This is a genomic window from Pantoea sp. BL1 (assembly GCF_000963985.1).
Taxonomy (GTDB): domain Bacteria; phylum Pseudomonadota; class Gammaproteobacteria; order Enterobacterales; family Enterobacteriaceae; genus Pantoea; species Pantoea rwandensis_B.
In genome coordinates this window covers 103,178-117,702 of record NZ_JZRH01000030.1, presented here as the reverse complement: position 1 = coordinate 117,702, position 14,525 = coordinate 103,178, and the positions used below count along the sequence as shown (strand labels likewise).

Sequence of the window (14,525 nt, the reverse complement as noted above, 5' to 3'; positions counted from 1 at the left end):
TTAAATTTTACTCAGCTTACCAGAAACTGACTCTAAGCCGAGACTGCGACGACCGTTGCGATTTAACGCGTCCAGGGTAAACCGGTCGTGCCAGTGGGTTTCATAGTCCTCTTTCGGGAAATCACCCGGTGAAGCACCGGTGGCCAATGCCTGAGCAACCTGAGTGGCATAGGCAGCATTCTTCTCGCACAGGGGCGCAGCAGGGATGTACATCACATTGCCCCACCCCTGTTGATCCTCAACCGGAGCAACCGAGTGAATCACGTCACAATGCCACCACACAGAATCACCCGCCTCCATGGCCGGAATCGAGCACAATCCCTCAATCAGTTCCGGATGCCACTGCTGTGAGATGGGCAGCACTTTGCCCGGTGCAACACCGCAAAGCTCATCCTCCGGCACATCTTTTAGCAGTGGACGCAGCAACAGATAAGCCATCGCTTCCGGTACGGGCACCACATGCAGTAATCCCTGATGCAATTGCATATCGGACAGCGCTGTCCATCCCTGGAAAGTGCGGAAAACTGAACATTTGGTGGTCGTACCGGCCTGATATTCGTTCACTTCGGTGCGATGTGCCGCATCCCAGGGATCGTATTGATCGAATTGGTTATTAAAAATTTTGCTGAACACCTGTTGGTAAGCCGGCAGTAACCAGCGTTCCAGCGCACCGGAATCAGTATGCGCGCCCAGCCCTTTTGATGTCGTGCCAGGTAAACGACGGCGAATACGATCGGGGTAGATAATGCTGACATCAGGGTCAAACCAGCGCGTTCCGTTGGATTCGAAGGTCCACAGGCGATTCAGGAAGGATTGGGTTTGTGCCATGGCGTCGCTCTGGCGCGCAGACATCTGTGCTTCGCTCCAGTAGATCGGGTAAATTTCAGGGCGTGATGCATCGAGGCTGCCAAAAAAGTTGTCACCCGGCCCCTTATAGACTTCATCGAAATCATTTTTATCAAGGTATTCCAGCATTGACGCATCCCAGCCCAGCGCCTGCTCGCGCGTAAAGGTTTGCCTGACCACCACACACCCGCGACGACGAATGTGATCCTTCACTTCATCGGAAATGCGCCCAGCGGCGATGTCATCCCAACGTACCTGTGGCCATGCCGTGCCGTTTCGCGCTTCTTCCTCGCGTGCCGCAGCAATTTCGCTGAGGATTTTGCTTCTGACCTGCTCAAACAGGCCCTCAACATCGCCGATTTGCGCTCTGAGCACTTGTTTCATCAAGCGGATATGGTGCTTTGCATCTTCAGGTTGTTGTAAAGAGGTAAAAGATGTATTCATGTTGTCGCTCCGATTGTTTCGAATGAAACTAAACTAAGCTTCATTCATAACAACCTGGCGATATTTCACCTAACCTCAGCGCACGATTTTATGAAATACATCACAAAAAACTGAGAAAAACGCCCAATCGAAAGCGCACCAGAGTGGCTCTCCGGTGCCGGGAAATGAAGAGAAATGACGGGAAATAAAGAGGAAGAAGACGGTGGTGTTTGCGAACGAAATGGCCGGGTAGGTGCTATTCCAGCCAGGCGTGATAACGCTGATGGAGTTCAGCCAGGTTTTTTACATTGAGTTTGCGCATTGCAGACTGTTTTTGGCTGCTAATGGTTTTAATACTTTTGTCTTTGGCAACAGCAATATCCGTTACGGTACGGCCGCGATAGATGGAGCGGATGATCGTTCTTTCCGTGGTACTGAGTGAAAGCATCGCTTCTTCATACATTCTCGATGAGAATACCTGTCGAAGAGATGAACCCTTTTGCGGTGCAGCGGGTTTGACTTCAAATCCCCAAACTCGATGTTCAAGTACTGCCGTCACCGCATCTTCAACCTCGCGCTGATTGCTTTTCCTGTTTAATATCGCTTGCACACCTGATTTTTTATATTTTTGTAATAGTCTGATATCCGATACGCGGGTTAAAATGATGACAGATGCCGTGGGCAAGTAAGATTTTATCAGCATAGAGATAACATCTGCATTGCCAACCTCAGTGTCGATAATAATCAGATCCAAATCTCTATCAATGATGTTGATCTGTTCATCATGGGTCTGGATGGGATGGTGAGTCACCGTCACAGCATTCAATGTTGTCAACATGGCGCGAATACCATAGTAGGTGATTGCGCTGGGTGTCATAATAGCGATATTTTTATTTTTGAGTTTGCTTGTTGTTATTTTAATGACGCTATGCATTGTTGATATTCCTCAATTGTAATCACGCCAATATGCAATTATTACAGATTCATCTGATCGATATTATCCGATGCCATGCGATTAATCCGATGCGCATATTATTCGCTAGATTGAAGGCTTTCAATACGCTGGCGTAAATGTCACTTAAAAGTCACCGATATGAGAATTATTTCCCTATTAATCATAGGGATAAACCTGTGACAAGGCTGTTACCTACCTGAATGGCATCATCAGAATGCCCTTTTGTCAGACCGTGTTATAATCAGCCGAATGAAAAGTGTGCGTTGAAGATGCACCATGGGGACCAGGCAGAAGTGACCATTATTTTTTTTACCGATACCGGTCTGATCAGGCTGGAAGATAAAGAGATTATTCTTAGCAGGCAAAGTAAACTATGCCTGACGTACATGTGTGAGCATGAAGGTAATATCGTTTCCAAAGAAGCCTTACATGACGCCTGCTGGAAAAATCATGGGGCTGTGGTCTCCGATAATACTGTACGACAAACCCTTTTTCGCATCCGTAAATCACTCGCTTCACTCGATGTGGAAGGCGAAATTCTTGAAACACTGGGATACATGGGATATCGCTTAAAACCCGGTTGCATTACCCTGGTATCAGACTCACAAAATTATTCGTTACCGGAATGCCAGGATAGTGTGAATCAAAAGCAAGAGACATCAGCGTTCTCTGTTTCTGATACATCAAAATCAGCCGTTAAGAATAAACCGGCGAACATAAAATTAAGGGTACTTACGCTGCTGCTCTGCTGCCTGTTCTTTATCGCGGGCGCTCTGATTCGTGGCCAACAACTTATCCACCCATTGCGATATGGCGAATCACTCCAGCTAAATGGGCACACCATTCTGTTTTCTCAATACGTGGAAAATGACAAACATGAGTCGGCAACGCGCGTGAATTACTGGCTTAACAAAATGCAGGTTTCCATTACGCCGCAAAGCAAAATCTACATTAATGCCGATCGTGGCAACGCGATTAATTTCTTTGTGTGCAATGGCGAAATTGAACTGGCGACAACCTTTTGCCAGACATTTGCGGTTATCGGGAGAAACCATCCATGAGAATGGCTTTTTCTGCGGCATGTTGCCTGTTGGCATTGTTGCTGGGTTGGTTTTCGCTGCCCTATTTTGTACGACCATTTTCTGGCGATTGCCGGACCGAGACGTTTATTATCTATGATGAACCAGACCGGACCGTGGTAAGCCATGGCTATTGGGATATATTAAGCGGCAGTCGTGAAGGCCATCTTAATGCTTATCTGGCGTTTATGTAACCGCAGGGGTTGGAAAGCAGAATGAGTGTCGATCGCACTGTGAACCTGGATTATGACTACCACTCCGATTCCGTTACGGTATCCACCCGCAAATCTTTTCGCATTGCGGGTCCCGATACGCAAGACCCCGCTGTCGGGAAATATATTGATCCGTTGGCAGACGAGAATTTCACCGCCCGCATCTACCTGTTTAAAGTGGGAAACCAGGTCATTTCTGGCTTCCATTATCGGCCGCTTAACCGGTGTTTGAAACCTGGGTTTTGAGGCGAGTAAGACCGGTCGATCATTTGTTCTGGTAAAGATCCCAACGGTTGCCGTACAAATCCTCAAAAACCACAACCGTGCCATACTCCTCTTCGCGGGGTTCTTCACAGAAAGTGACACCATTGGCTTTCATTTGCTGGTAATCACGCCAGAAGTCGTCCGTTTGTAAAAACAGGAACACGCGGCCGCCGCATTGATTACCAATAAACCCTTGCTGGCGCTCATTCGATGCCTGCGCCAGCAGCAAATTACAATCGCTCTGCGGATTAGGATTGACCACCACCCAGCGCTTGCCCGGCTGCGGGGTATCTTCGATTAAATGGAACCCCAGTTTTTGCGTATAGTATTCAATCGCGCGGTCATAATCATCGACCACAATAGCGACGTAACCCATGCAACGCTTTTGTGTTCTCATTCTGGTCTCCTTTATATTCTGACGCGGAATCTCATATCAAAATCTACAAATAAAAAGCAGACCGAAGTCTGCTTATTCTCTTCACGCATTGCCACCCGCGACTTTGCGTAATGCCACCACTTCGGCGTGTTCTAGCAGCGGTTCAAGATCCGCGAACAGTTTAACGATGTGCGGGGCATTCAGGTGCTTATCCAGTAATTCCTGGCTCGCCCACTCTTCGGTCCAGACAAAGCGGCGCGGATTTTTGCTATCGATGTTGAGCTGATAGGTCATACACCCTTCTTCGCGCAGCGTCTCTTCAATAACACCACGAAATAATTGCTCAGCTTTATCTTCGCAACCCGGTTTTGCCGTTAGCAGTGCCACTACAGGAACGGTCATTTTCATCTCCCTTTTAAATAAAATAAGCCAAGCCAAACTAACGCAGCTTATTCCTGTTGTCAGTCTGAAAACGTGCGTTGCCTGATATGCCAGGTTCACGCCATAATTGCGAAAATAACGCAAGGAGTGTTGCATGCCAGAACTGTCAAGTTGGTTAGCGTTTTCATTGGTGGCATTGGGATTGGTGCTAACACCGGGCCCCAATATGATCTACCTGGTTTCACGTTCGCTGTGTCAGGGCAAACGGGCGGGTTATATTTCCCTCGGCGGCGTGGCGTTAGGTTTTGTGTTTTACATGCTGTGCGCGGCGCTTGGCATCACCGCCTGGCTATTGGCGGTACCCTGGGCCTATGACGCGTTGCGTTTCGGTGGCGCACTCTATTTACTGTATCTGGCGTGGCAGGCACTCAAGCCCGGCGGCCGCTCGCCATTCGCCGTGCGCGATCTCCCTGCCGACAATCCGCGTAAATTATTCACCATGGGTTTCCTCACTAACCTCGCCAACCCAAAAATCGCCATGATGTTTCTGTCACTGTTACCGCAGTTTATTAGCCCGCATCACGTTAGCGTGCTGACGCAGTCGCTGGTATTGGGCGTCACCCAAATTGTGATTAGCCTGACGGTCAATGCGATTTTCATTACTACTGCTGGCCAGGTGTCGACATTTTTACTGGCACGCCCCAGCTGGCAGCGTTTGCAGCGCTGGTTGATGGGGACGGTGTTGGCGGGAATGGCCGTCAAACTCGCTCTTGATGCACGAAAGTAGCGTGCCCTTTAACGTGGCGCGCCGGGGCGCGCCCATTCGTTCGTTAATGACTCAACGCCTGAATGATGTTGTCCGCTGCCATAACGCGATCGTCATTTGGGAACCATTTATTCGCCAGCATAATCACCGCAATTTTCTGTGACGGAATAAACACCGCGTAGGTCGAGAAGCCATTAGTCGAACCGGTTTTGTTATACCACGCCTGTTGTGGCGCAGCCTGCGGTGGCGTGATCAACGTGGCCGACATCCCTTTCATGATGCGCTGGCCGCTGTTGCCGTCCACCAACTGCTGGGCTGAAACGGGCAGCGGATAGTATTCCCACATCATCGCCTGGGTAAACGCGTCGGTTTTGTAGTAGCCCTGATGCGTGGCGTCAATCGCCTGCTGCCACTCCGTCGCCACCTTCTGTTCATCGAGTTGGATCGCCAGCCAGCGAATCAAATCCGCTGATGTCGATTTTAGTCCATAGGATTCCGCATCCAATGGGCCTGGCGTCACACGCACTGGCTTGTCTTGCTTGTTATAACCTTGCGCATATTGGCCCATCGCCGACGCGGGCACCTGAATATAAGTGTGATGCATGCCCATTGCAGGCAACAGTTGCTGTTCCATCGCGCGGATAAATGGCTGATGTAAACTTTTGGCGGCGATCATGCCGAGCATACCAATCCCAAGATTGGAGTAGACACGCTGGGTGCCCGGCTGAGCCGGTGGCTGCCAGTTTTTGTACCAGTTCATCAACTGCTGCTGATTGGTGACATCGTCGGGAACAAACAGCGGCGTACCCGATGTGTGGGTCGCGAGGTTAAGCAGTGACACCTGATCAAACGCACTGCCCTTCAGTTCCGGCAACCAGGTGCTGGCTTTATCGCTAAATTGCAGTTTTTTCTGCTGAGCAGCATAACTCGCCAGGGTGGCGGTAAAGGTTTTGCTGAGGGAGCCAATTTCGAACAAGGTCTGCGCGGTAATCGGCTGCCGGGTCTCTTTGGATGCCACGCCGTAATTGTAAAACTCGGTTTTGCCGTCGTGCAAAATAGCCACCGCCATGCCCGGAATCTGATACTGCTCCATCAACGGTTTAATAATGGCGTCAGGTGAAGGGGTTTGTGCGAAAACGCTACTGCTGGTCAGCAAGCCAATCGCACCGACGATCTTCGAAAAATTCATGATAATCCCTTAATTTTAGTTAAGTCATTATTTTGACACGAAACTAATTTCAGCTCTAATTCAGTTACGACTGCGTCCTCACACTTACACCGTCTTTGTGAGAGCAATCACAACTTTTGAAAATCCCATTAACGATAACTCCTTTTTACGTCAACGATTTAAATCTCACAATACGCTTTACCGCTACGGGTATGGGAAAGGTGACACTCTTTCTTATTCAGGCGTGATCAGTCACATCTACCACAGCAGGTGTACTCGAAATGGCCGCGAGCCGGGGAGCAATCCATGGAGAATAATGCAACACGCGAGCAGCGACTCAGTGCTTTACGACAACGCACGTCGACACCGGTGCTCATTATTGGTGGCGGCATTAACGGCATCAGTACCTTTCGCGAGCTGGCATTACAAGGTATTCCAGCGATTCTGGTAGAAAAAGGTGACTGGTGCCAGGCGGCCAGCGGTGCCTTATCGCGCATGATCCACGGCGGACTGCGCTATCTGGAAACCGGCGAGTTTGCGCTGGTCAAAGAGTCGGTGATTGAGCGCGACCGGCTGCTGAAAAATGCCGCGCACTATGTTTTTCCGCTGCGCACCACCGTCCCGATCGATAATCTGGGGGGTGGACTCATCAATGCCACGCGGCGCTTTCTGCGTCTGAGCGATAAGCCCACGCGGCGTGGTGCACTGCTGATCAAAACCGGCCTCAGTCTTTACGATGTTTACACCAAACAGTACGGCTCCATGCCGAAACATCAGGTACGCGCCGAGGCGGCTACGCGCGACCGCTGGCCTGGGTTCGCCCCCTGGGTGAAATACAGCGCCAGCTACTACGATGCCTGGATCAGTGCACCGGAACGACTGGGTTATGAATTGATAGAGGATGCTGAGCGCGCCTGTCCAGACGCACTGGCGCTGAATTATCTGCAACTGGTGAGTGCCGATGGCGAATCTGTTACCTTACAGGATGCACTCAGCGGTGAGCACTTTACTATGCAGCCGCATGTACTGGTGAATGCCGGCGGCGCGTGGATAGATCAGCTTAATCATCGTCTGGCGCCCTCTGGGCATTTCACCAAACTGATTGGCGGGACTAAGGGTTCGCATCTGATCATCGATCACCCCGAACTGTTACAGATGCTCGATGGGGAAATGGTCTATTTCGAAAACCAGGAAGGTCGCGTCTGCATCATGTTTCCCTGGTTTGGCAAGGTGCTACTGGGTTCAACGGATATTCGCGTTGACGACCCGGATAGCGTGGTGTGTGAGGAAGAGGAAAAAGCCTATATTCTTGAGTCGCTGCGCTTTGTTTTCCCTGACGTCGTGGTGCCGGAATCGTCCATTCTGTACACCTTCTGCGGTGTGCGTCCACTTCCGGCCAGCGACGCCAAAGTTAACGGTCAAATCTCTCGCAATCACTCGCTGGTGCTGCTGCCTCCCGCTGCCGCACATACTTACAGCCTGCTTTGTCTGGTCGGTGGTAAATGGACTACCTTCCGTCAGTTTGGTGAAGAGGCAGCGGACCGGGTATTGCGTCTGATCGGAGAAAAACGCCGGGTATCGAGCGGCGATCTGCCGATTGGCGGCGGCCGCGATTTCCCAGCACCTTCCGGGCAAACCGCGTGGCTTACCCAGCTCACACAGCAGTATTCCCTGCCACTGTCCCGCGTGTCGCAGTTAGTCCGCCGTTATGGCAGTCGTGCTCTGCCGATCCTGCACGTAATCCAGCAACAGGGTGAACAACCGCTGCAACATCATGCAGGTTATAGCGCGCTGGAACTCCGTTACCTCATTGAGCATGAGCAGGTTCAGCAGCTGGAGGACTTACTGGTACGCCGCACCTCGCTGGCGATTTGCGGCGAATTAACCCCCGCACTGGTAGCAGAAATTGCTGAACTGATGGCCGACTTGCGCGGCTGGAACGCCACTCAACGACAACACCATTTACAAAGCAGCTGCGCCAGTCTGGCGCGTCAGCACGGTCTGACCGGTCTTAACCCCACTCTTTTTCAGGAGGAAACACGCCATGTTAGTCAGCAATAAAGTCCGCATGAATCGTCTGTTTCAACACGGCAAATGCCTTGATGTGGCCATCGACCACGGCATTGCTAACGAGCCTGATTTTCTGATTGGGCTGGAAAATATTGAGGGGGTAATGAAAAACCTGATTGCCGCACAGCCGGACGCGATTCAGGTGAATTACGGCCAGGCGGATCTGTTGCAACAGGTCGCAGGCCGTAAGCCAGCATTGGTGATGCGTACGGATGTCGGTAACGCCTACAACGTGGCACGCCATCGTGAGATGTGGGCGGTGTTGCACAACCCTGATGAGCCCATCCTCGCTGCATTGCAGATGGATGCGGCTGCAGTGGTGGTGAATCTCTATCTAATTCCTGATGAACCCGGCATTTTCCGCATGTGCGTGGAGAATATCGGCCGTCTGCGCCAGGCGTGCGATCGTTACGCCATGCCGTTGATGATTGAGCCTCTGGTGATGGCCCCCGCCGGACAAGGTGCGGCTTATGGTTCACTCGGTGATGTCGGGAAAATCGTGCCGCTGGTGCGGTTGGCGCGAGAGCTTGGCGCTGACATCATCAAAGCCGATCCAACGGAAAATGTAGAAGATTTTCACCGCGTCGTGGAAGCAGCGCGCTGCCCTACGCTGGTGCGAGGAGGCGGTAAAGGTGAACTGGCACCGGTACTGGCGAAAAGCGCTGCGTTAATGGCACAAGGTGCCAGCGGTATGGTGTACGGCCGGAACGTGTATCAACACGATAATCCGTCTCGCGTGGTGAAAGCGCTGATGGCGATCATCCACCAGGGCGCCAGCGGCGCGGAAGCCCTGGACATTTATCAGCAGGGTTGAGTTTTACCTGCACCGGCGCTTAAGCGGTGCGCCGTCTTCGTCTGTGAATCGGAGTCGGATATGAGTCAACTTCTCGGCATAGATGCCGGAAACACCATGATCAAAGCGGTACTGTTTGATCTCAGTGGCCGCGTGCTGTCGGTTGCCGAATGTGCGGGAGAAACCCACCAGCCGCAGGAAGGTTATGCGGAGCGTCCGGTAGAAGATATCTGGCACGGGGTCAGCGTGGCTGTCACGCGCTGCCTGCAACAGGCGGGCAGCGCGGCGAATGAGGTGATTGCCGTGGGCGCGGCGGGTCACGGTAACGGTCTGTATGCACTTGATAAGCAGCAACAGCCCTTGTTCGGCATTCAATCTATCGACCATCGCGCCATGGAAACCGTGCAGGATCTGGAAGCCAGCGGTGCCGATAAAGCCATCTATCAACTTTCGCTGCAGAAGCCCTGGCCCGCCGCCACGCCTGTGCTGATAAGCTGGATCAAACAACATCAGCCCGATCGCTGGGCGCAGATCGGCCATTTGTTGTGTGCTAAAGATGTCATCGCCCATTTCCTCTGCGGGGCTATCAGCGCTGAGGTTTCCGATGCCGCCGGGGCTGGATTAATCGATTATCGACAGCGCAATTACAGCCGCGAGTTGATGGCGCTGTATGGCATTGAAGAGGCACTCAACCTGCTGCCGCCTCTGCGCGAGTCTTGTGCGGTGGTCGGACACGTGACCGCGCGCGCCGCGCAACTCACCGGATTACCGTCAGGCATACCGGTGGTGGCCGGCATTTTCGATGTGGTGGCCAGCGCCATTGGTTCTGGCGTGGTGAAAACCGGTGAGGCTTCTATCGTCGCAGGCACCTGGAGCATCAATCAGGTGGTGGTCGATAAACCGGATTACCAGCGGCCCGTGTTTATGAATTCAATTATTGAAAATGATCGTTTTATGGCGATTGAAGCCAGCGCCACTTCGGCCGCCAATCTCGACTGGTTCCTGCGTGAGTTCGATGATGGCCGCGCCGGCAGCGGCGCGGCGCACAGCAGTGATAACGTGGCCCATGTTGATCCCAACCCGCAGTTGCCGCTTTATCATCCTTACCTCTATTCCGGTCGTAAATCTGAGCCCGCAAAAGCGGGGTTTTACGGATTGAGCGGCTGGCATACGCGCGCGGATATGCTGTTTGCGCTGTTTGAAGGCGTGATATTTGCCCATCGCGCGCACATCGATCGCTTGCGCGCGGCAGGGATCCCGTTTACCCACGCAATCCTCTCGGGTGGCGCGGCGCGAAGCTGTATCTGGCCGCAAATGTTTGCTGATGTGTTAGGGATTCCGATTCGCGTGGCGGAGTGCAAAGAGACTGGCGCACTGGGTGCTGCGCTTTGTGCGGGCGTCGGCGTGGGTGTCTGGCCCGATCTGGCCACGGCGGCACAGCACGCAGTACTCCTTAATCCCGGCGAGTTACAGCCACGCCCGGAACGCTTTGCGTTTCATGACGCACGTTATCGGGTGTTCAAAAGGCTGGAACTGGCGATGAGCGAAATGTGGCATGAAGTCGGTTGAATTAACTGGTTATTTTTATGCCAGGCGGTAATGTTGTGTTCTCGTCGAATTCAATAAGGATAGCGTCGTGCAGATCAATCAACTACCGTTTGGCATTACCGACTGGAGCACCCTCGAAACCGAAAAACATCCGGGCGACAGCGGGTTTGCGCTGTGGCGCACTCAGCGTTTTGGCGATATTCGTGTGCGTATGGTGGAGTATTCACCGGGTTATCTCGCCGATCACTGGTGCAGCAAAGGTCATATATTGCTGTGTCTGGAAGGCGAAATGATCACCGAACTGGAAGATGGCCGCACTTTTACTTTGACGCCGGGCGTGAGTTATCAGGTTGCCGATAATGCCGAAGCACATCGTTCCTCCACGACACACGGTGCGAAGCTATTTATCGTCGACTAGCTCCCGGGCCGTGGCTATGCACTGCGGATCTTCATACCGCATACGGTAGTCTGAGAAGATAATGCGCGGTTTATTCTGACTAATCCGCTGTTGCTGCAGTCATCGCGTTAACCCTTTCTACGCGCTTCGCGTTTGATCACCGTATCAAGAACGCAAATCCGTAAGTTGCGGGCACCGACGTATTGACGACGTCAGTGCCCGCGTCAGGATCACTTCGCCATGGCGTACGCGGCGGTGAGATCGACGCGCTGCCAGAAGGATTGCTCAGCATTACCCGACAACGGATAACCGTTTGGCAAGGCGGTTTTCACCATCAGGCGACGAATCTGCGCGTCAGACAGATGCGGCAGCGCCGTTTTCAGCAGGATCTCTGCGCCCTGCGGTATCTGAACCGGCGTATTTTTCACATTGGCTTTGGGCAGATTGTAGCTCATCGTGAAACGATAGAACTGCTTCATATCCGGCGCGCGGTAAGGATCGTCCTTGCCGGTAGAACGTGCGCATTCAGCCAGTGAGGTGCCGCACTCTTTCTCTAACGCGGTACGCAATTGATCGCGCGCCTCTTTGAACAACACCTGATAGCGAGCATCGTTAAGGTAGGTCGCCACGTTGCGCTCTGCCACCATGCGTGAACCCATCACGTCCAGCGGATAATGCACGCCCAGCACCAGACGCGAATAACCATAACGCGCGCCGCGTGTCACCAGCGCTTCAAAGCGTTCTGGCACCATTTCGGCCATCAGCAGCGCATCGGTATAACCGGTATTGGTGTGCCCGCTGGGGAACGATCCACCGTCCGCGGTATAACGCACATTGTCTTTCACCACCACATCATCCGGTACCAGATGTATGGTGTTGCCTTCATGCAGGAACGGGCGCGGGTAGTTGAAATGTTTTTTAGCGGCGCTGGTGCTGACCTCACTGGCTTTAATCAGCGCAGCAGCTTTATTGATTTCACCTTTGTCATAAGCCGCGATGAAAGCTTTGCCGAGACGCGGCCCCATCGCATCAGACAGGAAATAGAGCGAGCTGATCGCTTCCGCATCCTGTAACGCCTGATGGCGCATGTTCTGCGTGGCATTCAGGTTGATATCGGTCACGGTGGCGCGGTTAGCCGTTAATACGCTGTCCGGCAATGTGCTGAAACCTGATAACAGCGCGATGCCAGCCTGCTGATTTTGCTTCACGTTGAAATCGTAACCGCTGCTTTTGAGCCACGCTTTGTCTGCCTGCGTGCTGGTCTGTTTGGCTTTTTCCAGTTGCTCACGTTTCAGTGTCGCACTGTCACCTTGCAGCCAGGCGCGCTGAGCCTGTAGCGACTGCTGTTCCAGCTGCGTATAGCCTGGGGTTGAACCGGTTGACGTTTGCGCGGCCAGTGCAGCTGCCTGCGGCAGCGTTGCCGCATGAGCTTGTTGAGCGAGCAGTAAAACCGTTGCAATCAGTGTATAGCGGGTTTTCATTATTTTCCCCTGTTATCAGAATATTACCTTGCCGGGGAAACACGCTAGCACCCTGTTATGACAGATTTATTTCATTTATCGGCACTCGTTCGAACAGTTTTGTACGCAAATTTGTGCGAGCGATCCACAGCCACCGCCGTTGTCATTTTTGCATTGCGACTGCTGGATGTAGCAATTTTGCTGACAAGACGAGAGGTCGCATTTGGCGGCAACCGGCGTCAACTGCGCCACCGGCACTTTCTTATCCGGTTGCCATTGGGTTTGCGCTATCGCACCGGCACTGAACAGCATGACCAACACCATTATCCACTTCATATGACGCTCCTCGCGAAAAGGTTCTACATAGTATGGCGTCTCCTCTGCCAAACGCCATATTGCAACATTCGATTCACCTTCGGCTTTTGGCGCCCTTTTGTCGTGCAAATTGTTGCGCGATAACGGTGCAGTACACACTTTGCGGAATCAAATATAATTTATTTAAATCAATGGAATACACAATAAGCACGCGAAGAAAACTTAATGGTACGAAAGTTGCAGGAGACATCAGGTAGACAAAGGAGACAGTGATGAAAGCGATTGTGATTGGAGCGGGTATAGGTGGCATGAGCGCGGCGATTGCGCTGGAGAAAGCGGGATTCGAGACCGCCGTATTTGAAGCGGTTAAAGAGATGAAGCCGGTCGGCGCGGCCATCTCTATCTGGCCCAACGGCGTAAAATGCCTGAACGCGCTCGGCATGAGACAGCAACTGCGGGCTCTGGGCGGCAATATGGCGTTTATGGCCTATAACGACGCGCACACTGGCAGCACCCTGACCCGCTTTAGCCTGTCACCCCTGGTGCAGCAGGTGGGAGAATACCCTTATCCAGTGGCACGCGCCGAGTTGCAGGCGATGCTGATTGATACTTATGGTCGCTCGCGTATCCAGTTTGGCAAACGCGTGACACAGGTCGAGCAAAGCGCCACGGGCGTGACTGCATGGTTTGATGATGGCAGCCAGGCGGAAGGCGATTTCCTTGTCGCTGCTGACGGTACGCATTCCGTGATCCGCCACTATGTGTTGGGAGAACATGTCGAACGACGCTACGCCGGCTACGTTAACTGGAACGGTTTGGTCACCGTCGATGAAAGCATCGCCCCAGCCGATCAGTGGACAACCTTTGTTGGCGAGGGTAAGCGCGTCTCGTTGATGCCGGTGAGCGGCAATCGCTTTTACTTCTTCTTTGACGTGCCTTTGCCCAAGGGCTTAGCCGAAGATCGTTCCACTCTGCGGCAGGATCTGAAGAATTACTTCAGCGGCTGGGCCGATCCGGTGCAGCGTCTGATCGACACTATCAATCCCGACACCACCAATCGGGTTGAAATTCACGACATTGAACCCTTTAGCCGTTTCGTCAAAGGTCGTGTGGCCTTGCTCGGCGATGCCGCCCACAGCACCACGCCGGATATCGGCCAGGGCGGCTGTGCCGCGATGGAAGATGCGGTGGTGCTGGCGCAGACGCTGGCCTCGCATTCGCTGGGTATCGAAGATGGATTGCAGCGCTACGAGGCGCGCCGCGTGGAACGCACCAAAGATTTGGTGCTGAAAGCACGCAAACGCTGCGATGTAACGCATGCGAAAGATGCAGAAGTGACCGCTGCGTGGTATGCCGATTTGAAAAACGAAACCGGCGAGCGGGTGCTGGCCGGGATGTGTGACACCATTGAAGGTGGCCCGTTGGGTTAATGCCAGGGCGCACCGCCAGGAATGACCCCATACTCGTTGGAA

16 protein-coding genes are annotated in these 14,525 nt (G+C 52.8%); 9 read left to right on the top strand and 7 right to left on the bottom strand.

All coding sequences use genetic code 11. The annotated features are described in order from the left end of the window. Positions 1 to 1,290, bottom strand: a complete 1,290-nt coding sequence (locus VH86_RS15025; protein WP_045833391.1) for a DUF1479 domain-containing protein — start codon at positions 1,288 to 1,290, stop codon at positions 1 to 3. A 235-nt stretch (positions 1,291 to 1,525) separates the two neighbouring features. Continuing rightward, a complete protein-coding gene (locus tag VH86_RS24720; RefSeq protein WP_052696622.1) occupies positions 1,526 to 2,203 on the bottom strand; it encodes a LuxR C-terminal-related transcriptional regulator in 678 nt (225 codons plus the stop codon). 314 nt (positions 2,204 to 2,517) lie between these two features. Between VH86_RS24720 and VH86_RS15015 the strand changes: the two genes are divergently transcribed. From VH86_RS15015 to VH86_RS25770, 3 genes are read left to right on the top strand one after another with little or no spacing between them, the layout of a single operon-like run. Then, entirely contained in the window at positions 2,518 to 3,285 is a 768-nt protein-coding gene (locus tag VH86_RS15015; protein ID WP_197080221.1) for a winged helix-turn-helix domain-containing protein, read from the top strand. Continuing rightward, positions 3,282 to 3,497 carry a hypothetical protein gene (locus VH86_RS25775; protein ID WP_156150595.1) on the top strand — a complete coding sequence of 72 codons (216 nt, stop codon included), beginning with the start codon at positions 3,282 to 3,284 and terminating at the stop codon, positions 3,495 to 3,497. The genes VH86_RS15015 and VH86_RS25775 overlap by 4 nt, the downstream gene beginning before the upstream one ends. Before the next feature lie 21 nt (positions 3,498 to 3,518). Further along, positions 3,519 to 3,761 carry a hypothetical protein gene (locus VH86_RS25770; protein WP_156150594.1) on the top strand — a complete coding sequence of 81 codons (243 nt, stop codon included), beginning with the start codon at positions 3,519 to 3,521 and terminating at the stop codon, positions 3,759 to 3,761. 19 nt (positions 3,762 to 3,780) lie between these two features. Here VH86_RS25770 and VH86_RS15005 read toward each other — a convergent pair whose 3' ends face one another. Next, the gene (locus VH86_RS15005) at positions 3,781 to 4,176 is read right to left on the bottom strand and encodes a VOC family protein (RefSeq protein ID WP_038646949.1); all 396 of its coding nucleotides are present in this window, start codon (positions 4,174 to 4,176) and stop codon (positions 3,781 to 3,783) included. Positions 4,177 to 4,257: 81 nt separating this feature from the next. Further along, positions 4,258 to 4,557, bottom strand: coding sequence for a putative quinol monooxygenase (locus VH86_RS15000; protein ID WP_045833388.1), 300 nt, complete (start codon positions 4,555 to 4,557; stop codon positions 4,258 to 4,260). Between the two features lie 133 nt (positions 4,558 to 4,690). On the opposite strand from VH86_RS15000, the gene VH86_RS14995 reads away from it, so the two are divergent. Beyond that, positions 4,691 to 5,323 carry a LysE family translocator gene (locus VH86_RS14995; RefSeq protein ID WP_045833387.1) on the top strand — a complete coding sequence of 211 codons (633 nt, stop codon included), beginning with the start codon at positions 4,691 to 4,693 and terminating at the stop codon, positions 5,321 to 5,323. 43 nt (positions 5,324 to 5,366) lie between these two features. Here VH86_RS14995 and ampC read toward each other — a convergent pair whose 3' ends face one another. Next, positions 5,367 to 6,494: a class C beta-lactamase gene (gene ampC, locus VH86_RS14990; RefSeq protein WP_369800339.1), complete on the bottom strand. Its 1,128-nt coding sequence runs from the start codon at positions 6,492 to 6,494 to the stop codon at positions 5,367 to 5,369. A 282-nt stretch (positions 6,495 to 6,776) separates the two neighbouring features. On the opposite strand from ampC, the gene VH86_RS14985 reads away from it, so the two are divergent. From VH86_RS14985 to VH86_RS14970, 4 genes are all read left to right on the top strand, one after another. Continuing rightward, positions 6,777 to 8,531: a glycerol-3-phosphate dehydrogenase/oxidase gene (locus VH86_RS14985; RefSeq protein ID WP_045833386.1), complete on the top strand. Its 1,755-nt coding sequence runs from the start codon at positions 6,777 to 6,779 to the stop codon at positions 8,529 to 8,531. After that, entirely contained in the window at positions 8,515 to 9,354 is an 840-nt protein-coding gene (locus VH86_RS14980) for a class I fructose-bisphosphate aldolase (protein WP_045814247.1), read from the top strand. The genes VH86_RS14985 and VH86_RS14980 overlap by 17 nt, the downstream gene beginning before the upstream one ends. A gap of 60 nt (positions 9,355 to 9,414) precedes the next feature. After that, entirely contained in the window at positions 9,415 to 10,902 is a 1,488-nt protein-coding gene (locus tag VH86_RS14975; protein ID WP_045833385.1) for an FGGY-family carbohydrate kinase, read from the top strand. 67 nt (positions 10,903 to 10,969) lie between these two features. After that, positions 10,970 to 11,299: a DHCW motif cupin fold protein gene (locus VH86_RS14970; protein WP_045833384.1), complete on the top strand. Its 330-nt coding sequence runs from the start codon at positions 10,970 to 10,972 to the stop codon at positions 11,297 to 11,299. A gap of 209 nt (positions 11,300 to 11,508) precedes the next feature. Here the strand turns inward: VH86_RS14970 and VH86_RS14965 are convergent, their stop codons facing one another. Continuing rightward, complete coding sequence (locus VH86_RS14965) at positions 11,509 to 12,759, bottom strand: phosphatase PAP2 family protein (RefSeq protein ID WP_045833383.1); 1,251 nt, start codon at positions 12,757 to 12,759, stop codon at positions 11,509 to 11,511. A gap of 75 nt (positions 12,760 to 12,834) precedes the next feature. After that, complete coding sequence (locus VH86_RS14960) at positions 12,835 to 13,074, bottom strand: hypothetical protein (RefSeq protein WP_038646933.1); 240 nt, start codon at positions 13,072 to 13,074, stop codon at positions 12,835 to 12,837. A 251-nt stretch (positions 13,075 to 13,325) separates the two neighbouring features. Between VH86_RS14960 and hpxO the strand changes: the two genes are divergently transcribed. Then, a complete protein-coding gene (gene hpxO / locus VH86_RS14955) occupies positions 13,326 to 14,483 on the top strand; it encodes an FAD-dependent urate hydroxylase HpxO (RefSeq protein WP_045833382.1) in 1,158 nt (385 codons plus the stop codon). Positions 14,484 to 14,525 lie beyond the last annotated feature (42 nt).

Coding starts and splice junctions, on each gene's coding strand:
- VH86_RS14995 (WP_045833387.1), top strand. CDS start 4,691: ATGCCAGAACTGTCAAGTTGGTTAGCGTTTTCATTGGTGGCATTGGGA.
- VH86_RS14980 (WP_045814247.1), top strand. CDS start 8,515: ATGTTAGTCAGCAATAAAGTCCGCATGAATCGTCTGTTTCAACACGGC.
- hpxO (WP_045833382.1), top strand. CDS start 13,326: ATGAAAGCGATTGTGATTGGAGCGGGTATAGGTGGCATGAGCGCGGCG.
- VH86_RS14985 (WP_045833386.1), top strand. CDS start 6,777: ATGGAGAATAATGCAACACGCGAGCAGCGACTCAGTGCTTTACGACAA.
- VH86_RS14960 (WP_038646933.1), bottom strand. CDS start 13,074: ATGAAGTGGATAATGGTGTTGGTCATGCTGTTCAGTGCCGGTGCGATA.
- VH86_RS14965 (WP_045833383.1), bottom strand. CDS start 12,759: ATGAAAACCCGCTATACACTGATTGCAACGGTTTTACTGCTCGCTCAA.
- VH86_RS14975 (WP_045833385.1), top strand. CDS start 9,415: ATGAGTCAACTTCTCGGCATAGATGCCGGAAACACCATGATCAAAGCG.
- VH86_RS15000 (WP_045833388.1), bottom strand. CDS start 4,557: ATGACCGTTCCTGTAGTGGCACTGCTAACGGCAAAACCGGGTTGCGAA.
- VH86_RS25770 (WP_156150594.1), top strand. CDS start 3,519: ATGAGTGTCGATCGCACTGTGAACCTGGATTATGACTACCACTCCGAT.
- VH86_RS15025 (WP_045833391.1), bottom strand. CDS start 1,290: ATGAATACATCTTTTACCTCTTTACAACAACCTGAAGATGCAAAGCAC.
- VH86_RS24720 (WP_052696622.1), bottom strand. CDS start 2,203: ATGCATAGCGTCATTAAAATAACAACAAGCAAACTCAAAAATAAAAAT.
- VH86_RS15005 (WP_038646949.1), bottom strand. CDS start 4,176: ATGAGAACACAAAAGCGTTGCATGGGTTACGTCGCTATTGTGGTCGAT.
- VH86_RS25775 (WP_156150595.1), top strand. CDS start 3,282: ATGAGAATGGCTTTTTCTGCGGCATGTTGCCTGTTGGCATTGTTGCTG.